Raw genomic sequence first — 20507 nt, 5'->3', positions numbered from 1 at the left:
AATTTTTTATTAAAGCATATGTGGTATGTCTGAAGCCAATGTGGGATATGAGAAAATCATTGTTCTAATATCATTAACCTTCATCTTTGTTTTTATGGCCATTGCGAAGAGGTTTATTGTTTCTTCTGTATTTGGTCCGATTAAATGCGCTCCCAAAATTGTTTGGGTTTCTTCATCAATTATAGTTTTGAAGGCATATTCTTTTAAATTCAAGCGCTTAGCATTGAACCAATTGTCGGCCTCTTTATAATTTACCCGAATATTGTAATTCAACTCTTTCGCTTTAGCTTCAGTATAACCAACAGAAGCTATAGTAGGCAAAGTGAAAACTACCGTTGGCATTGGTGGATAACTTATTTCTTTAGAATTGCCTTTAATTATATTTGAAGCAACAGTATGACCTTCCAAAACTGCAATTGGCGTTAAAGGCAAACCTTCTGTATCTGCGGCATCGCCTGCAGCATATATAGATGGGTTTGAAATGCTTTGTAGGAATTTGTTAACCGTAACACCTTTTTTAGTAAAGGCTATGCTGGCTTTGTCTAAATTCAAATCGAATATTGCCGGTGGTCGTCCGGCAGAATTAAAAACAGCATCGGCTTCAAAATATGCTGTTTTCTCTTCGGATTTACCTTCCACTCGATATTCGTTATCTACTTTTTCAATAGCTGTTACATCTGTATTAAGAATGAGTTTTATACCTAATTTTTTTGTGGCAGAAACAAGATGTTTTACTATATCCTGTTCAAAATTTTCTAAGGGGTTTTCTCCACGATGAACAATTGTTACTTCGACGCCACAGCGAGCTGCGATATGTGCAAACTCAAAAGCGATATAGCCACCACCAATGAATAATAAGGATTTTGGCAATTTTTCTAAATTCAAGAAATCTGTACTGGATTTTGCAAAATGACCACCTTCAAATTCTAAAACTCGTGGCTTGGAACCCGATGCGATTACAATTTTGTTAGCCTTTATTTTTTCTTTTCCAACTTCTAATGTGTTTTCAGACAGAAATTTTGCTGAACTATGAAAGGTGTCTATTCCGTTCTTTTTATATCCTTTTTCAATTTTTGGAGGCATTTTATCCACAAAGGATTGTTTAAAGGCCATTATATCTTTCCAATTGACTTTAGGTATGGTATCAATGCCGTTACCTTTAAGCCTTTTGGCAAAATCTCGAACTTCCGTAGCGCCTATAATTACTTTTTTTGGGTCACAACCCCTCAATGCACAAGTGCCACCGTAAGGTAATTCATCTGTTATTCCGACTTTCAAGCCTTTTGACGCGCATTTATTGGCGATGGTCATTCCTGCCATTCCTGAACCAATTATAAATACATCATATTCTTTCATACTAATTGATTTCTTTTTTATCGGTTACTTTATAACCTGTTGCGTTAATTGCTTTCTCGATTTCCGTTTCATTAGATTTGGTTCTGTCAAATTCAATGATTGCGTTGCCATTTTCGTAGGACGTTTTTGAATTTACAATTCCGATTAGTTTATTAACTTCGTGGTTTACGTGTTCTTCACAACTGGCACAGGTCATTCCGCTGATTGTAAATTCTGTTGTTTTAATATCCGATTTGTTAACTACGATGATTTGTTTTTCTGTGTTTGGATAAAAAATTCCTGTATAGTATGGAAAAGCCAACATTACAATTGCAAATGCGGTTACAATACCTAAAAAGGTTTTTGACTGTATAAATTTTGGCTTTTCGTCCGTATCGCATTCACAGTCAATTTCTTTTCGAGGTTTTAGTTTTTGATACCAAGCAAAACCAAGAACTAAAACTGTCAGTCCAATTAGATAAGGTCTAAAAGGTTCTAGCCAAGAAAATGTTGAAGCAATTCCGCTTGTTCCTGCTATTAGCGCTAAAACAGGAGTAATACAGCATAATGAAGCTGTAATGGCAGTTAACAAACCTGCACCTATAAATTTGTTTTCATTGCTCATATCGTTTCTAAAATTTTGTTTTTATCAAGTATCTCAAAGAATGGATTTAGCATTTTTTCGTATTCAGCCGTGAGCGAGTAAAAAATTGTTTGCGCCTCTCTTTCCGTTTCTAATAGATTTCGATCTTTCATTTTTCGCAAATGCTGTGAAATGGCAGAAATATTCATTCCGAGGATATCGCTTAAATCACAAACACAAAGTCTCTTTTCCTCAAATATTAAGTAAAGTATTTTCAGTCGAACGCTATTTCCGACCAATGAAAGTCCATTCGCCAAATAGTCGAACGATTCATTTAATTCTGAAACTGTGTCTTTGCAACGGTTTATTTGTTTAATATCCGCCTGTTGTCTTATGCAAGAATTATTTTCCATAGCACAAAGTTACATTTATTTCTTATTTAAGCAAATGCTTAAATACATAATTCTTAAGTGTTGGGAAAATTCTAGCTCTTTTTTTTGGGGGGGTACCGTTGGATTTGTGTGTCTAAATATGCTGAATGGTAAAAACTTTAAACAAAACTCTGGTATTAATTAATTCCCGTTTTCTGTAAATGTTTTATGAAAACATATAGTAATCAACTAAATGAGTGTTTGATCAATTTAAGGCGTTGAGGCTTTAAGCAACCTTAATTCAATATACGATTTAATGAAAATGTTGCAATACCCAACCACCCTTCTCCAGTATTTTCTCCACTTAAAGATTATAAAAGATGCTTAAAAAAACCCGCTGAATTTATTTCAGCGGGCATTTTCCTTCTTCATAATTATTAATCTTCTACTCAATTTCCTCAGAAATATCCCCACAACTCAACATTGCCGACCCAAAATACGGATTGCGAATTTCTTTCTCTGTGCTTAACCAAAATGCGCCCACGTCGTTATTCGCCATTGGGCAATAATCTACATATACCTTTTGGTTGATACCAAAGGTTTTCAGTGCATTAATTAAATGCGCTGAAAGAGCAACAAAATATTCCCTTTGTGCTTTAATTTCTGAAGTTTTAGAAATTTTGGTGACAGATTCTTTAAGTTCCTTTTCCAGTCGCATCCAATGGGTATGAGCAGATTCTTCTTTTAGTAATTTCATATCTACATTCCCGATACTTTTAAGTAAGCTGATAGCTCCCTTCTTTGAATTTTCTGAATCGTCATTAGCTAATGCTTTTTCTATGGTGATATAATCGTTAAAAACTGATTTCAGTTGCGTTTGAAACTTTGATGATACCTCTAGTCTTTCTATTTGTGCTGAATTATTTGTGGCATCTGCCTCCAATTGTCCTTCATTCCCAGTTTGTGTTTTGCCGACACCGGCATTCATCATACTTTTTTTGCCCTGTAACTGCGCTGCTGCATCTACCGTAAAGGTTCCGTTGGCTACTACTTCTTCGCCATTTTTAAGACCTTCAACAATTGTGTAAACTGCTCCGTTTTTAGCACCCAAGGTTACTTCCCGCATTTCAAAAATAGGTTCGTTAGGATTTGTTTTCACATATACCAAAGACCTACTTCCCGTCCAAAGAACTGCTGTGGCCGGAACGGTTATTTGCGATTTAGTTTCTGTATTTTTTGACAATTGCACTTTTGAAGTAACGAACATTCCAGGTTTCAAAATTGCCTCTTTATTATTTAAAGTCGCCCTTACTGAAACAGTTCTAGATTTGGTATTTAAACTTGGATCTATAAAAGAAATAGTCGCTTCAAATTCCTTATTGGGATAGGCATTGGTTGAAACCGTTATCTTTTGTCCTTCCTTTAGTTGCGAAATTTGGTTTTCGTAAGCATCGAACATTGCCCAAACTGTTCCTAAATCGCTAACCTTTACAATTGGCTGTCCTTGCTTAACATAGTCGCCTTCTACCGCCATTTTTTCGGAAACTGTACCAGAAACCGTTGCGTAAATAGGGAAATTCTCTCGAACTTTTCCAGAGGTCTCAATTTGATTGATTTGATTTTCTGAAAGTTTCCACAACTTTAATTTGTTTCGAACGGCATTATATAACGCAGGTTGCGATTCCTTCATGGAAGCTGCCGTTAAGAGCTCTTGTTGGGCGGCAACAAGCGAAGGCGCATAAATGGAAGCTAATAATTGTCCTTTGCGAACTTCTTCTCCTGTAAAATTGATATTCAGTTTTTCAATTCGGCCTTCAAAATAACTTGCCTGCACAGCATTGGCTTCTTCATTGGGCACAATTTTTCCAGAAAGCAACATTGAGTTCCCTACAATTTCAGAACCATTACCCACTATTATTGTTTGAATATTTGCTAATGCCATTGCATTGTCAGACATTTTAATTTCGTTCAATGCAAGTCCGTCAGCACTTGTACTGGCAGGAATTAATTCCATTCCACAAATTGGGCAATCGCCAGGTTCTGGTTGCATAATCTGTGGATGCATAGAGCAGGTCCACATTTGATTTGCTGCAATCTCTTCTGAATGCCCGTGAGTGTCTTTAACATTATTTGCCGACGTATTGGCAGAATCTCCACCGAATAGTAGAAAGCCGCCTAATAGGCCAACAATCACGGCTATCCCAAGGTAAATGATATTTTTCTTCATCTGATATTTATTTTATTTTTGATTCTCCAATCGTTTAATCATTGCTTTCATTTCAGCAATTTCCTTTTCTTGTGCTTTAATAATATCGTTGGCTAGTTTTTTCACCTCAGGGTCTTTTATATCAGCTCTTTTACTGGTTAAAATTGCGATGGAATGATGCGGAATCATTGCTTTCATCCATAAAACATCACCCACGATAGGGCTTTGGGCTCTAACTAAACCAAGAGCGCTGATAAATAGAATTAAACTTCCCAATAGAATTACAATATTTTTTTTCTTGTTTTGATACATCTTCCGCATAAAGAACCACATAATTACTGCCATTGCCGCAATACCTAAACACGACATATAAAACCTGGTAAGGCTAAAATAAACGTGGTCTATTTCATACGTATTCAAATACATTGTGATGTACATTGCTATAAAAGAAGCTGCAAGCATCAAAATAAACTTTGTGTAATTGTTGTTTTCTGAGTGTTGATTTGAATTTTTCATAGTATTGAATTTATGGTTTAATTTATATAATCTTAGCGTGTTTTTATATAGTGGCTTTATTGCAAACTATCTTTTATTCGATTCATATATTTTATAATTATTTCTTTTTCAGCTTTCAATAAAATGGCATCACGATGAATTAAAGTGAATGAAGTTAACGGCATTTCGTCATCTTCAATTTGGTTAATAATTGACTTTAACTTGCTGTTTTTTCTTCTATCTGAAAAGTCATCCCAATCATTGAAGTTTAGCTCATCCTTTCCCTCTTTTATATGATCTTCCATAAACCAAGCGACAGGCTGAACTTTACTGTACCAAGGGTACTGGGTATTGTTACTGTGACAATCATAACAGGATTCTTGTAATATTGAATTGATTTCTTTTGGCGAATTATTTGCCAATAAAAAATCAGCTTTAGGTATAATATTGCTCTGGTTAAGCTCTGTGGGTACAAACTGTATACCCACAAAAGCAACCAATAAAATAGTCAATATGATTCTTAGAATCTTCATATTAATATGAAATGAGACGGTAAGACGTAGGACATAGGGCTTTTCGAATTATGAATTTTTAGTCTTCCGTCCTAAGTCAGCCTGTCTTAGGTCATTTTTAATTTATTTCCTTTTGCACTTTTCCGCAATGAAGCATTTTACTTCCGTAATAAGGATTTTTAACCTCTTTGTTCATACTTAACCATGCACTGCCGCCATCGTACATTGGGCAAAACTGCTGATATAAAGTCGTTTCTGTTCCGGTAATCGCAACCATATCGGTTATATCATTACTCAAAATTTTGAAATGTTCGCGTTGGTGGTTCATTTCACTTTTGCCAATATGCTCTACGTGTTCCTTTGCATCTTCGATAATATCCTTCAACTCTTTTTGTTGCGCAGCAGTGTAGCTACTCACGTTAAAAGTATTTAAGGTACTTTCAAGTTTCTTTCCTGCCTTTGCAGCTGCTTCTTTATTATCTGCCACCAAAGCATCTTTAAGCGCCATATATTCTGCCAATACCACTTTTACATCGGAATTCTGCATCTTAGAATTGCTCATTGTATTGGATTTATCCATATTGTCGTGTTCCATCATTGAACTATCGTGATTCATTTTTGAATCGTTATCGTCCATCATTGAACTATCGTGATGACCTTCTTCTGGCATTTCGGAATGCATATCGTCATTCACTTCTTCATTTTTAGTGTCTCTACAAGACATTGCTGTTAGGCTTATTAAAGCCATTACCATAATTGCTGTTGTTACTCTTAGTTTTTTCATTGTTTTACATTTTAAAATTAGCACTGTGTTTATTTTATTAAATAATTTATAATTGTTGACTGCACATAATAGTTTTTAACCGATTCAATCTGGTTCATCTGAAATTTCAATTGCAACTCCTGAATGTCCAGCACATCATTAAAATCAATAGTTCCGGTTTCATAGTTTTTGATTAATATTTCTTCGGCATTCTTCGCCTGTCCAAGATTTTTCTGTTGCGTTTCGAATTTTATTCGCGCTTGGTTTCGTTGAGAAATTACCTTGGCCAATTCAGATTCCAAAATATTTAATCGCTCATCCTTTTGGAAATGTATTTCCTGTTGACGAAGTTCGTTCTGTTTTGAAATAGACTTATAGCGCTTATTAAAAATAGGAATCGAGAGCGAAACCATTGGCATTACGATGTCTTTGCCGTTATCTATCATAGTCATATCCGTTCGCTCGGAAACTGGAATATAATCTAAGCCAAAACCAAACATAGGTTGGGCTTCGCGAAGATTGAGCAATTCAGATTGGGTTACCGATTCGTAGAGCTTGTCATATTTTAATATTTCCGGATTTAGTGAAAGTGCATCATATGAAAGTTGTAAATCTTCAATAGGCATTTCCAAAGTATCAACTACCGTAATATCCTTATCATACTCGCGATTCAACAAACTATTCACAGCTGCTTGAATACCTATTGACTGTTGCGTTAGCACTTCTTTTTCCTGTTGCAATTCATTTTGCCTAATTTGTAAACGCAACACATCAACTGCCGATGCCTTCCCAACTTCCACGGAAGTAAGGGCCAAGCGTTCATAAGTTTGTAGCAGCTCTATATTTTGGTCAAGCACAAGCTGTTTTGCCCTTATTTCATATAGCTGGTAATAGAACTGGGAAACCGAAAGTGCAAGCTTACGTTTTGCGATGGTTACTTCCACATAGTCCGCTTCTGCCATTGAAGAAGCATAATTTTCTCTAGCCGAAATAGTTCCAAACCAAGGTAACATTTGCTTTACTGAAAAGCGGGCGCGTTGTGCTCCCACACGTGTTTCGGGTTCCGTAACAAAATAACTTGCGCTTATTTCGGTGTTGGGAATCCAATTAGCTTCGTTAACCTTTTCCGAAGCAATTTCGTACCGCATCTGAAACTTTTGGATTTCCGGATTGTTGGAAATCCCTTCGTCTATATAGGTTTGTAAGTCTTGACCATAACTATTGAATGCCGAAAGGCAAATCAGGAAGGCCAAGACCAATTTTATATGTGATTTCTGTTTAATCATTATTCAATAGTTATAGTTTGTGATTCATTTTTCAACCTTCTTTTAGCTATCCGCTCTTTCCTCCAACTATAAAGTACCGGTACAAGAAAATACGATGTTGTATCCAGAAGCATTCCGCCGAAAATGGGGATAGACATAGGGATCATAATATCGCTTCCTTTTCCTGTGGAAGTCAAAACTGGCAGGAGTGCCAAAATGGTGGTTACAGTGGTCATTAAACATGGACGAATACGTTTGGAAGCAGCTTCCAAAGTAGATCTTCTAATTTCCTGAATATCTGTAGGATCATTTTTCTCGAAAGTCTGTGTGAGATAGGTTGCCATTACCACCCCATCGTCAGTAGCAATACCAAAAAGGGCAATAAAACCTACCCAAACCGCCACGCTCAAATTGATGGTGCTTATATTGAAGAGATCCCGCAGATTTTCGCCAAAGAAATTAAAATTCAAAAACCAATCCTGTCCATAAAACCAAATCATAACGAAACCACCTGCAAAAGCTACTGCAATTCCTGTAAAAACCATAAAAGTTGTGGCCACCGATTTAAACTGAAAATACAGAATCAAAAAGATAACCAGCAAGGCTAAAGGAACAATAACAGAAAGCGTTTTTTCGGCGCGTAATTGATTTTCGTAGGTTCCCGTGAATTTATAGCTGATGCCTTTGGGAACGATTAAATCGCCATTATCAATTTTTTGTTGAATTAACGCTTGCGCATTTTCAACCACGTTTACTTCGGCAAAACCGTCCAATTTGTCAAACAGTACGTAACCTACCAAAAACGTGTCTTCACTTTTTATTACTTGCGGACCTTGTTCATAACGGATAGTTGCAAGTTCGCTTAACGGGACTGGGCTTCCTTTTTCAACAGGAATATAAATCTTTTCCAAATCTGAAGGGTCTGCGCGTAATTCCCTAGGATAGCGGATGCGAACCCCATAACGTTCCCTGCCTTCCACAGTTTGGGTTAATGACATTCCGCCAACAGCAACTTTTAAAACATCCTGAACTTCTTCTACGGTAACGCCGTAACGGGCCAATTTTTCTCTATTAATATCAATAAGAAGGTATGGTTTGCCCACAATACGATCTGCAAAAACAGCCTCCTGTTTTACGCCTTCGGCTTGTTTTAAAATATCTTCCAGTTCTAAACCAAAAGCTTCAATCTGTCTTAAATCCTGCCCTTTAACTTTTATACCCATTGGCGCACGCATACCAGTTTGCAGCATAACTAATCGCGTTTCTATAGGTTGTAGTTTGGGTGCCGAAGTAACCCCCGGAAGTTTAGTAACTCTTACAATTTCTTTCCAAATATCATTAGGCGAATTAATTTCTGGCCGCCAATTTCTGAAGAATTCGCCATCATCATCTGCAATCATTTTGTTAGCAGATTCATCAACTGTAATAGACACTTTCTTTCCGTTTTTCCGATAGTTCTCGACTGTGCTCGAACTAATATCGTTATTCGGATTTGCAATAAGACTGCCATCTTTCAATTCGAATAATCCGTCATCGTTCACTTTAAATCGTTGCCGCTCGCCTTCGCTGTTTACCATATATTCAGTTTTATACTGAATCATATTTTCGTACATTGAAAGTGGTGCTGGATCTAAAGCAGATTCGGTTCTTCCAGATTTCCCCACCACGGTTTCAATCTCCGGAAGGCTTGCAACTGCCATATCTAATTGTTGCAAAACACGTTTGTTTTCTTCAATGCCTGCATGTGGCATCGAGGTGGGCATTAAAAGAAATGAGCCTTCATTAAGGGAGGGCATAAATTCTTTCCCTGTATTTTTAAAGATGATAAAACCAAGAATTAAAAGCGTGGCTGGAATGGTTAAAAATATATATCTGTTCGCCAAAGCCCATTTAAGGATTCGGGAGTAATAATTTTTGAAAAGTGAAAAACTTCCTAGAAGACCAAAGCAGATAATGCCAACGAAAATAAGATTCCAAAAAAGATTTTTATCAACTCCCAATGGTCTCCAATATTCTGCTAATAAAAATACTATTCCTGCCACCGAAATATAAATACTGTATTTGCTTGAGCGCTCTTTAGACCAATTACCACGCAGCTTTGCAAAGGCCACAAAACTAAAAGCTATCAGCATGAGCCCAATCCAATGACCAAAAATAACGGCAATAAACCCTGCAACTAATAAAAGCCCGTTGATGCCGTAATTTGTGCTCCTTCTAATATTTCTACCCCTAAAAAGAAATGCCGCAAAAGGAGGGATTAAAAACAGGGCGATAATAATAGAGGCTGTAAGTGCGAATGTTTTGGTAAAAGCCAACGGGCGGAAAAGTTTTCCTTCTGCACCTACCATTGTAAATACTGGAATGAAACTTATAATCGTTGTTAAAACGGCCGTAACAATAGCTCCGGAAACTTCGGCAGAGGCGTTATAAACTACTGTATTTATTGGGAGTTTTTTATCATCCTCGTCCAAATGTCGGATAATATTTTCTGACAGGATAATTCCCACGTCAACCATAGTACCAATTGCAATAGCAATTCCCGAGAGGGCAACGATATTGGCATCTACTCCAAAAAATTTCATAGCAATAAAAACCATCAACACCGCAACGGGCAATAATCCCGAAATAAGTATAGATGCCCGAAGGTTAAATACCATTACAATTATTACTAAAATGGTAATTAGTATTTCTAGAGATAAAGCCTCGTTGAGCGTTCCCAATGTTTCTTGAATGAGTTCGGTTCGGTCGTAAAAAGGAACAATTGTTAGTTGGGAAGTTCTACCATCGCTCAAAATTTTAGTGGGAAGTCCGGGACTCAACTCCTTAATTTTATCCTTCACATTATTTATCACCTCCATTGGGTTAGCGCCATAACGGGCTACAACCACGGCTCCTACAACTTCGGCGCCTTCTTTATCCAAAATACCACGTCTTGCTGCAGGCCCTAAAGAGACATTTGCAATGTCTTTAATTCTAATGGAAGTATAGTTTTCAGATGTTACGACAGCATTTTCAATGTCTTCAACAGATTTCACATAACCCAAGCCACGCACAAGATATTCCGCCTGGTTAATTTCTAAAGTTTGTGCCCCAATGTCTTTATTACTTTCCTTTACCGCTTTTACAACTGCGCCCAAGCTTATGTTGTATTGGCGCATCAATTCAGGCTTCACGTCTATTTGATATTCCTTTACGTAACCACCAATAGATGCCACTTCCGAAACACCGCTTGCAGATGCCAAAGCATATTTCACATAATAATCCTGAATGCTTCTCAGTTCTTGTAAATCCCAACCGCCCGTAACATTTCCATCTTTGTCACGACCTTCCAGTGTGTACCAAAATATCTGCCCCAAACCTGTGGCATCGGGACCCAAAGCAGGATTTATACCTTCTGGCAACAAACCACTTGGCAACGAATTCAATTTTTCAAGAATGCGGCTTCTACTCCAATAAAACTCAACATCTTCTTCAAAAATGATATAGATGCTTGAAAAACCAAACATAGAAGAACTCCGTATCGTTTTCACACCAGGAATTCCCAACAAGCTTGTTGTTAATGGATAGGTAATTTGGTCTTCAATATCTTGTGGGGAGCGACCGTCCCATTTAGTGAAAACAATTTGTTGATTTTCGCCAATATCTGGGATGGCATCGACGGCTACAGGATCGCTTGGCAGAATTCCTGTGTTCCAATTGAAAGGTGCGTAAACAGTTCCAAAACCCACAAAAACGAGGAGCATTAAAACGGCAACGAGCTTATTTTCTATAAGAAATTTGATGCTTTTATTTAGCATGAACTTTGATAATTAGACTATTATAACTATTTGGTTTTAACTGTATCCATAAAATTGAATACAACAAAATGTGCCCAAAACGAGAGAACCGCTGGGCGAATCCCGATAGTAATCGGGTTATAGTCTAAAAATCAAATTAGGTAAGTCTCGTGAAGCTTTTGTAAATCCTGTTCGAGAAAGGGAGGTGCATAATCTCTAAAAGGAACGATATTAGTATCTAACGCCTCAAAAAGATTTATATATGAATAGAAAAATGAAGCAACAAAAACTTGTTGCTCGAAAGATATCTTATTAAAAGATGTTTTAATGTCATCCTGCCCGTCAACAATTAATTGTTTATCGGAACAGCAGGATTTTTCTGAAACTTCATTTTCACAATCCTTTCTAGATTGTTGTTTTTCCATTCCGCAGGTTTTCACATTTTGAAAAACTGAAAAATCAACCAATGTAGCTCCACAATAATGTACGTCTACAGTGAACGACATAGTGGTAAATAACACTAAAGTCGCCAAGGCTACAGATATAGTTTTATGGAAAATTGATTTCATTACCTCGCAAATTTAGCGAAAATCGTTCGTTCTTTCTATAAGCTATGTACAATTATTTGTTAAATGCTAAAAGAAGTACATCAAATCCTCCTTTCTCCAAGAATATTTTAGCAAATTTTTAAGTATTTTATTGGCACTATTATTAAACTCCAATTGCTGGTAAAGCAAGCTGAATAAATTTTCGACGCAATTTTTGGATCTTTTTTTTAGCTTAAAATTTCCACGTTCGCTTTAACACTTTGTTTACAGGGCTGCATAAACCTATCTTAAAATCTTGGATTAAAGCAATACGATTAAGTAACTTTAGACTAATCATCTAATTATCAACTTAAATTATATGGAGATTATTTTATTTTTCGCACTTTAATGCATTGCTTTATTTGCAAGTTTGAAATTACTTAATAAGATGTAAAGTGGATAAACTAAAACACAAAAAAAGAATTACTCATTTGCGATTTAATAGCGATTCGCAAAAAAGCAATTTATTTACTAACAACTAAATTTTAAACCTATGTCCTTACTTACAATTATTCTAAATATTTTCTTACCACCTGTCGCTGTATATATGAAACACGGCATAGGAGGAACATTTTTTATAAACCTAATTTTAACCATTATCGGTTGGTTACCTGGAGTTATTCACGCTTTTATCGTTAATGATTAAAACTTCAATTCTTAAAAAGCCCATTTAAATAATGGGCTTTTATTATATATCATATTTATATTACTCTTAAAGTTTTGTTTAACGTTTCATTGCTCACATTAAACATTTGTACCTTTAACATTCTAAAGATGTAAGTACATTATTGTATAAAACTATATTATGTTTGGAATATTCAAGAAGAAAACAGAAAAGGAAAAGTTAGAGGAAAAATATCGAAAATTACAGAAAGAGGCCTTTAACCTTTCTACCACCAACAGAAAATTGAGCGATCAAAAAACTGCTGAAGCCGAAGAAGTTATGAAACAACTCGAAAATCTAAACTGAAATTAAAACCCCGAAACGACCGAAGTGAAAAAACCTGACAACGTAGTTTTCAATTCTAAAATTCAACATGATGATGCTTCACTAACCTCAAAAAAATGAAGTTCAGCAATAAGCCGTTTTAAATGCTCTCTTCAAGAATAGTTACCCCTACGTTAGCGTAAATGAAACGCCTGATTTTTAGGTGCTAAAATTTATTATCTCCTTTCGACTAAATTCTTCTGAAATTTTACATTTCAGAAGAATTTTTCTTCCATAAAAAGCAATCAACACGCATTCAGCTTCGAGAGCGCTGAAAAGAAATTCGTCACAAAATTTGTCTTTTAGTTTTAAGAGTCGTCATATTTAGATATATTTCTGAATCCAAAAAAAAATTTCAGAAATACTCCGCAAATCCATATAAATATGAGCAATTACCACATTAAAAATTTAGAAGAATATTTTCAGGTTTACAGAAAATCGATTCGTGATCCCGAGAGTTTTTGGGAAGAAATTGCGGAGGAAAACTTTATGTGGCGCAAACGGTGGGATAAAGTGCTGGAGCACGATCTTTCAAAACCTGAAGTTTCATGGTATAAAGGCGCAAAACTGAATATTACCGAAAATTGTATCGATAGACATATTTACAGCCGTGGCGATAAAACTGCTATTATTTTTGAGCCAAATGACGCTTCCGAAGAAGCGGAGCATATAACTTACACGCAGCTACATGAGCGCGTATGTAGATTTGCCAACGTTTTGCTAGACCACGGGGTGAAAAAGGGCGATCGGGTTTGTATCTATTTGCCTATGATTCCAGAATTGCCGGTTTCATTATTAGCTTGTGCGCGCATTGGCGCAATCCATTCCGTAGTTTTTGCAGGATTTTCTTCTACGGCACTTCACACGCGTATAAACGATTCAGATTGTAAAATAGTAATTACCAGCGATGGCTCGTATCGCGGCAATAAAACAATAGATTTAAAAGGAATTGTAGATGAAGCTTTAGAATCCTGCCCAAATGTGAAAACTGTTTTGGTAGCCAAACGCATCAATTCTGAAATACCGATGAAACCCAACCGCGATAAGTGGCTACAACCTTTACTCAATGAAGCCTATCACGATTGTGTGCCAGTAGTTATGGATGCTGAAGATCCGCTGTTTATTTTATATACTTCTGGTTCAACCGGGAAGCCAAAAGGAATGGTTCATACCACCGCTGGCTATATGGTTTTTACCGCTTACACTTTTAAAAATGTGTTTCAATATCGCGAAAACGATGTGTTTTGGTGCACTGCAGATATTGGCTGGGTTACGGGCCACAGTTATATAGTTTACGGTCCGTTGGCTAACGGAGCAACAACCGTATTATTTGAAGGAGTTCCCTCCTATCCAGATTTCGGACGCTTTTGGCAGATTGTGGAAAAGCATAAAGTAAATCAGTTTTATACCGCGCCCACCGCCATTCGTGCATTGGCGAAAGAGCGATTAGATTTTTCGGCCAATTACGATCTTTCTTCCCTAAAAATTTTAGGTAGCGTTGGCGAACCAATTAATGAAGAAGCTTGGCACTGGTATAATGACAATATCGGGAAGAGAAACTGCCCTATTGTAGATACGTGGTGGCAAACCGAAACGGGCGGAATTATGATTTCACCTATTCCCTACTCTACGCCTACTATTCCTACGTACGCCACACTACCGTTACCAGGAGTGCAACCCGCATTGATGGACGAAAATGGCGAAGAATTAAAAGGAAACTTGGTTAATGGTCGTTTGTGCATAAAGTTCCCTTGGCCAGGAATGGCGCGAACTATTTGGGGAGATCACAAACGTTACAGCGAAACTTATTTTTCAGCTTATAAAAACAAGTATTTTACAGGCGATGGCGCATTACGCGACAGTACAGGCTATTACCGCATCACGGGTCGTGTGGACGATGTAATAATTGTTTCTGGCCACAATTTGGGTACAGCTCCCATTGAAGATGCCATCAACGAACACCCAGCAGTGGCAGAAAGCGCGATAGTAGGCTTTCCTCACGATATAAAAGGTAATGCACTCTATGGCTTTGTAATCTTGAAAGAAACTGGCGAAGGCCGTGTGCACGATAACCTGCGCAAAGAGATAAACCAAATTATTACAGAACACATTGGGCCAATTGCAAAGTTGGATAAAATTCAATTTACCTCAGGCTTACCCAAAACTCGAAGTGGAAAAATAATGCGCCGTATACTTAGAAAAATTGCTGAAAAAGACACAAGTAATCTTGGCGATATTTCTACCCTATTAAACCCAGAAGTGGTGCAGGAAATTATGGATGGAGCGGTTTAAGCAAGATTATAAAACAGCGATGCTTTTTCTTCCAAAAGATAATATTTGGAAATAAATTAAAAAAATATCCTTACGGGATAACTATGGTGAAAATGTTGAGATAATCTGAGACTCACTCTACTTTTAGGCGCTACTAATGGTTCTTATAAATTTACCCGCAACTGTTGTAATACGGAGACGTTAACTCCAATCTAATAAAAGACATTTTATGAATTATATAGTATTTAGTATTACAATTACATTCATTTCATGGTTAGTGGCAATGATTATAATTGCTGGAATAAAAAATACATCTTTCTACAATAATTTGTCAAACCTCAATTTTATAAAGAATGAAAATCATAACAAAATTATTGGACTTGGATATTTCAAATGGATTGTAACAAATACCTTTTTCAAATTCTTCAATCAGAAAATTAAATTGAAAGCTGAAAATACTGATTTAAACGAAATTCGAAAAGAAATGACAATTGCAGAAATTGGTCATTTAATCGGTTTCATATTCATGACAATTGTTGCTTTATACAAGGGTTTTTCAAACAATTATTTATTCGGATTCACAATAATGATATTTAATATTTTAATGAATTTATATCCTTCTTTATTGCAACAGGATAATAAACGACGAATTGACAAACTGATTAAAAGACAAAGAAAAATTTAGATAACACCTATAAACTTTATTGCTTTTTATATTTATTTACCAATCTCGAAGTGTCGAAAGTTGCCGGTTTTCTATTTGGTTTTTATTTGCTAATTTAGTTGCTTAACCATCCTCAAACACATTCGCCCTATTATAAAATTTAATATTGAAATAAGGTTATGAAAAAAGTAATTGTATTGCTCCTTTGTCTTTACTTTTCAGTGGGAATTAAAGCGCAGAGTATTATTGGTGCTTGGGAGTCTTTTTCAATTTCTGAAAATGGTGACAAGCTTAGAAATGTGGTTCTTTTTGGAGATGGGTATCAAGTATCAACAACCTATAACGCCAAGACAGGAAAGTTTATTCAGGCCGTTGGAGGTTCTTGGAAATTAGAAGGAGATACGATGACAGAAAAAGTAGAATTTAATGCATATAATTCTGAAGACGTTGGTAAAGAGCTAAGTTTTGAGGTAATTGTACAAGATTCCATTTTGGATATAGTTGGTAGTGAAATAAAACTCAAGAGAATTGATAATGGTGAACCAGGAAAATTACGAGGCGCATGGATAATGTCTGGTAGAATAAAAGACGGCGAAACACAATTAAGGGATACAAGTGGGCCAAGAAAAACAATGAAAATTTTAACTGGAACTCGTTTTCAATGGATTGCATACAATAGTGAAACAAAACAATTTATGGGAACTGGCGGTGGAACCTACACCACAATTAACGGTGAGTATACTGAAAACATCGAATTCTTTTCAAAAGACGATTCCAAAGCAGGGCTTAGCTTACAATTTAATTATGAACTTATAGATGGTGATTGGCACCATTCAGGCTTATCGAGTAAAGGAGACCCAATACACGAAATATGGAGTATTCGAGAATAATTAAAAAATTATAAAAATCCACAAATGGTAAAAATGTATATAATAGCGATATCACTTTTTTTAGTAATCACTTTTCTCTTTTGGAAGTTTACTAATGGCTATTTCAAAAAAGAATATGGTATAAAGTTGTGGAACCATTGGGGAACGAGACTTTTTTACTGGCAAGGTGCAATATACTCCAGTACGGGAATAACGATTTTACTATTGTTTCTTCTAAAATGGACAAATGTTTTGACATATTAAAAGTCATAGAAATATAGAAATAAGGATATTGTCTAACCATCGCTCAAATGAAAACTGCAGAAAACATAGCGCTCGAGTTTAACGATTTTTCAAAAAACTATACCAATGACATGATTGGTTGCGTGCCACATTATTTGCAGCAAATTTCAATTTTCGCAACAAACCTTCCAAATAATTTTAAACCTAAAAATATTCTAGATTTGGGTTGTGGCAATGGCAATGTAACCGCTCAACTTCTTCCCTATTTTCCAAATGCTACATATACATTGGTTGATGCATCTGCTGAGATGATACATTTATGTCAAAATCAATTTAAAGCGTACGATGTTATATATGCGAATAAGTACTTCAAAGATTTTCTATTTAATACTAATAGTTATGATCTTGTTTTAGCCGGATTTAGCCTCCATCATTGCGATGAAAACGAAAAACAAGTTGTTTTTAAGAATATCTATAATTCCTTAAATGAAGGGGGGATATTTTCATATAGTGATTTAATGATAAATAAAACAAATCCAGATCACGCAAACTTATTAGTACAATGGGAAGCGTTTGTAAATGGTAATTTTCCAGATGGCGAAAAATGGACCTGGGTTATGGAACATTACAAAGCATTCGACAAACCAACAGATTATTTACTTCAAATAGAGTGGTTAAAGCAGGTTGGTTTTAGTAATGTTGAAATTTGCTTTAAAGAAGATTATTGGATACATCTGCAAGCAAGAAAATAAAATTATTTAATATTTTTTCAGAAACAGGCATCGAATTTAGGCGGTGTATTTGCCATTTCTATATCTTAGCCCAATAAAACCGCTTTGAGTTATTCGAAAAAATGAATAAAAAATACCAACATCAAATAACCACCTATTACGACGAATCTTTACGTGATTATGAAATAGTTTGGCAATTAAAAGATTCTATGGCTTTGCATTATGGTTATTGGGATGAGGACACCAACACCCACCGCCAAGCACTTTGGAATATGAATTATCAAGTTGCAAAGCAAGCACAAATAACTAATAAAGATCTCGTACTTGATGCAGGTTGTGGCGTTGGAGGCACCTCTTTTTTTCTTGCAAATAATATAGGTTGTTCGGTGCATGGCATTTCGCTTGCAGAAGCACATATTGAACGTGCATTGCAATACAAGAAAAATAATGACCCCAATGATTTAGTTGCATTTTCAGTGCAAAATTTCTGTCATACTTCGTTTCCAGATAATTCATTCGATGTTATTTTGGGTATAGAAAGTATCGTGCACGCAGAAAATGAAAGCGATTTTTTTACCGAAGCTTTTAGAATTCTAAAACCCGGAGGCAGATTATTAATTTCGGACTATTTTACGAGACCTACTCAAAGTAAAATTGAAGCAGAAACATTGAAAAAATGGGGCGATTCATGGGCGATTCACAAATTTATTATTGAAAAAAACTTTTGTGAAACAGCTGAAAACATTGGGTTTAAATCTGTACTATTAAAAGACATTACTAAAAATGTTTTCCCGTCCATCAAAATCTTGCATCGATCTTATTATCCTGGAATATTTATTAGCAGAATATCTAACTTCTTTGGAAATAGAACCAACGTACAGGTAATAAATAGTAAATCTGGGAAATTTCAGTATCAGTCTTTCAAACAAGGTATTTGGAAGTATAAACATTTTCTTGCATTTAAAGGGGCAGTACAGCCATATTCTTCAATTGACGATTATGTAAAAACTCCGAAACCGTGCAATGTTTATATAGATCAAGAAAAATTTAAAGATCGTTTTCCTATCATTTCTAAAAAAGGAATTTCAACAAGAAACACTATTAAAAGACTCATGCATTTCTACCTAGAAACAGGCATTAAAAATGACGAAAAATGGTTTTAGTAAAAATTCAGATTTATTAAATATTACACACTTTTATAACAAAAACCACTTCTTTTTGAAATGTGTTAAAGATTATTCGAAATAAATTAGTTAAAAGAATTACCATTCAATATATTTATAAAGTTGATAGCGAAACATTTACAAACCAATAATCTCCTCACAATGATTTGGACCATCTTGTTTCTTTTTCTTGCAGCAGTGACCGCAGTCCTTGGGTTTTTAGGCCTAGGATTTGGCCCAATTGAACCAGCCAAAACAGCATTTTATGTTTTGGGTATTTGTCTGTTATTTTCATTTATCCTTGAACGGCGAAAAAAACGCAAAAGATATTACGAATAACACGCAAAACTTCACAGAAAACCGCCAAAACTGAATTGGGCGGTTTTTTTTCTAAGGCAAAATCTGCAAACTAATTAGTATCCAAAGCGTAACAAAAAGAACATTAATGCTAACAATAACCGTATATGTGGTAATCTATTGAGTAGGAAATAGTAATTTGCTACCACAAAACAACCAACAAAATGAATTGCATTCAAGTAAACTCACTTCCCCTAAGAGAAGTTATTAGAGACATTGCCGCCAATTTTGACATTAATTATACCGAAAATTGCGGCGAATATTTACTGCAGCTGCCTCCATCAGTGGGCGAAGGTAGCATTCGCGGCATCAACTTCGATGGCGGATTGGGGCTTATTCAATACGACTGTATGTTTAATAAGGATATGGAAATACATTTTGTTGTGAATAATATTCACCCACTTAAATTTCTATATACGGTTAATGGAACGCTGAAACATCGCTTTGAAAACGAAGATGAGCTACACGAAATTAATCAATTTCAAAATGCTATTGTTGCTAGTAGTAAGCACAACGGCCACGTTTTATTTTTTAAGGCGAACCAGAAAATTAAGGTGAACAGTCTAGAAATAGAAAGAGGAACGTTTCAGGCAAAAATGGAATGCGATATTAATAGCCTTAACGACGAGCTTCTACAGCTTTTTAAAGATATTGAAGGCAACGGAACCTTTTATTACAACGGAAATTATAGCCTCAACATTTCAGTGATTCTTGACGAAATGACGGAATTTACTGGAGAAAATTTTATGCGAAAACTCTTTTTAGAAGGTATGGCTTATCAAATACTATCGCACCAAATTCTACAATACCAAGACGATAGCATAGAAGAAAGCAATCGTACTTTACTGCGTTCGTCTGAATTGAAACAAATTTACCTCATTGCAAATTTGATAGACAACAATATTTCGCAAATACCAACTGTTGAAATTCTGGCTAAAGAAGCGGGACTTAACATCAATAAATTGCAGGAAGGTTTTAAAAAGTTGTACGGTGCGACGGTAAACAACCACATTCAGAAAAAAAGGTTAGATGCCGCTTATGGACTTTTAACCCAAACTGATTTAACCATTTCAGAAATTGTGAATGCTATAGGGTTGAGCAGTAAAAGTTACTTTTCGAAAATCTTCAAGGAAAGACACGATATCTCTCCCTCAGATTTTCGTAAAAAGTACAGAAGCAAATAAAAAAAACCCCGCTGAAAAATTTTCAGTCGGGGCTTTCTTCTTCATAGCATTTCTTTTCGAGGCTAATGTAGCAATTCCTAAAACTACATATTAACTCAAAAGAGTTAATCATTAACCCATATCATCTCTTAGTGAAATAGCTGA

18 protein-coding genes are annotated in these 20507 nt (G+C 35.7%); 8 read left to right on the top strand and 10 right to left on the bottom strand.

Annotated elements, in window-relative coordinates:
• Window positions 1-9: 9 nt before the first annotated feature.
• The 10 genes from AC3RVG_RS01070 to AC3RVG_RS01025 all read right to left on the bottom strand — a co-directional run bounded on the left by AC3RVG_RS01070 (window position 10) and on the right by AC3RVG_RS01025 (window position 11875).
• Complete coding sequence (locus tag AC3RVG_RS01070) at window positions 10-1356, bottom strand: dihydrolipoyl dehydrogenase family protein (RefSeq protein ID WP_489689577.1); 1347 nt, start codon at window positions 1354-1356, stop codon at window positions 10-12.
• Between the two features lies 1 nt (window position 1357).
• Window positions 1358-1960, bottom strand: coding sequence for a mercuric transport protein MerTP (gene merTP / locus AC3RVG_RS01065; RefSeq protein ID WP_489689576.1), 603 nt, complete (start codon window positions 1958-1960; stop codon window positions 1358-1360).
• Entirely contained in the window at window positions 1957-2331 is a 375-nt protein-coding gene (locus AC3RVG_RS01060) for an ArsR/SmtB family transcription factor (protein ID WP_489689575.1), read from the bottom strand. The genes merTP and AC3RVG_RS01060 overlap by 4 nt, the downstream gene beginning before the upstream one ends.
• Window positions 2332-2734: 403 nt before the next feature.
• Window positions 2735-4516, bottom strand: a complete 1782-nt coding sequence (locus AC3RVG_RS01055) for an efflux RND transporter periplasmic adaptor subunit (protein WP_489689574.1) — start codon at window positions 4514-4516, stop codon at window positions 2735-2737.
• 12 nt (window positions 4517-4528) lie between these two features.
• The gene (locus AC3RVG_RS01050) at window positions 4529-5011 is read right to left on the bottom strand and encodes a DUF305 domain-containing protein (RefSeq protein WP_489689573.1); all 483 of its coding nucleotides are present in this window, start codon (window positions 5009-5011) and stop codon (window positions 4529-4531) included.
• Between the two features lie 56 nt (window positions 5012-5067).
• On the bottom strand, window positions 5068-5523 hold the full coding sequence (locus tag AC3RVG_RS01045) for a heme-binding domain-containing protein (RefSeq protein WP_489689572.1): 456 nt from the start codon (window positions 5521-5523) through the stop codon (window positions 5068-5070).
• Window positions 5524-5620: 97 nt separating this feature from the next.
• On the bottom strand, window positions 5621-6286 hold the full coding sequence (locus tag AC3RVG_RS01040) for a DUF3347 domain-containing protein (protein WP_489689571.1): 666 nt from the start codon (window positions 6284-6286) through the stop codon (window positions 5621-5623).
• Window positions 6287-6315: 29 nt separating this feature from the next.
• On the bottom strand, window positions 6316-7551 hold the full coding sequence (locus tag AC3RVG_RS01035) for a TolC family protein (RefSeq protein ID WP_489689570.1): 1236 nt from the start codon (window positions 7549-7551) through the stop codon (window positions 6316-6318).
• Window positions 7551-11327 carry an efflux RND transporter permease subunit gene (locus AC3RVG_RS01030; RefSeq protein ID WP_489689569.1) on the bottom strand — a complete coding sequence of 1259 codons (3777 nt, stop codon included), beginning with the start codon at window positions 11325-11327 and terminating at the stop codon, window positions 7551-7553. Before AC3RVG_RS01030 ends, AC3RVG_RS01035 begins: the two co-directional genes overlap by 1 nt.
• Before the next feature lie 131 nt (window positions 11328-11458).
• A complete protein-coding gene (locus tag AC3RVG_RS01025; RefSeq protein WP_489689568.1) occupies window positions 11459-11875 on the bottom strand; it encodes an HYC_CC_PP family protein in 417 nt (138 codons plus the stop codon).
• 511 nt (window positions 11876-12386) lie between these two features.
• Between AC3RVG_RS01025 and AC3RVG_RS01020 the strand changes: the two genes are divergently transcribed.
• The 8 genes from AC3RVG_RS01020 (at window position 12387) to AC3RVG_RS00985 (ending at window position 20363) form a co-directional block, all read left to right on the top strand.
• On the top strand, window positions 12387-12539 hold the full coding sequence (locus tag AC3RVG_RS01020) for a YqaE/Pmp3 family membrane protein (RefSeq protein ID WP_489689567.1): 153 nt from the start codon (window positions 12387-12389) through the stop codon (window positions 12537-12539).
• 159 nt (window positions 12540-12698) lie between these two features.
• The gene (locus AC3RVG_RS01015; protein WP_489689566.1) at window positions 12699-12863 is read left to right on the top strand and encodes a Lacal_2735 family protein; all 165 of its coding nucleotides are present in this window, start codon (window positions 12699-12701) and stop codon (window positions 12861-12863) included.
• Between the two features lie 402 nt (window positions 12864-13265).
• Window positions 13266-15173 (top strand): acetate--CoA ligase, encoded by a 1908-nt coding sequence (gene acs, locus AC3RVG_RS01010; RefSeq protein WP_489689565.1) that lies wholly within the window; start codon window positions 13266-13268, stop codon window positions 15171-15173.
• A 208-nt stretch (window positions 15174-15381) separates the two neighbouring features.
• Window positions 15382-15837 (top strand): glycosyl-4,4'-diaponeurosporenoate acyltransferase CrtO family protein, encoded by a 456-nt coding sequence (locus AC3RVG_RS01005; RefSeq protein WP_489689564.1) that lies wholly within the window; start codon window positions 15382-15384, stop codon window positions 15835-15837.
• 158 nt (window positions 15838-15995) lie between these two features.
• On the top strand, window positions 15996-16706 hold the full coding sequence (locus tag AC3RVG_RS01000; protein ID WP_489689563.1) for a membrane or secreted protein: 711 nt from the start codon (window positions 15996-15998) through the stop codon (window positions 16704-16706).
• A 290-nt stretch (window positions 16707-16996) separates the two neighbouring features.
• Complete coding sequence (locus tag AC3RVG_RS00995) at window positions 16997-17680, top strand: class I SAM-dependent methyltransferase (protein ID WP_489689562.1); 684 nt, start codon at window positions 16997-16999, stop codon at window positions 17678-17680.
• Window positions 17681-17781: 101 nt separating this feature from the next.
• The gene (locus tag AC3RVG_RS00990; RefSeq protein WP_489689561.1) at window positions 17782-18822 is read left to right on the top strand and encodes an SAM-dependent methyltransferase; all 1041 of its coding nucleotides are present in this window, start codon (window positions 17782-17784) and stop codon (window positions 18820-18822) included.
• 521 nt (window positions 18823-19343) lie between these two features.
• The gene (locus tag AC3RVG_RS00985; RefSeq protein WP_489689560.1) at window positions 19344-20363 is read left to right on the top strand and encodes a helix-turn-helix domain-containing protein; all 1020 of its coding nucleotides are present in this window, start codon (window positions 19344-19346) and stop codon (window positions 20361-20363) included.
• Window positions 20364-20507: the final 144 nt, after the last annotated feature.

It is taken from the genome of Aequorivita sp. IT1282, from assembly GCF_058068205.1.
Note: the sequence above shows the minus strand (reverse complement) of the source record. Positions and strands in the feature narration are given on the sequence as shown.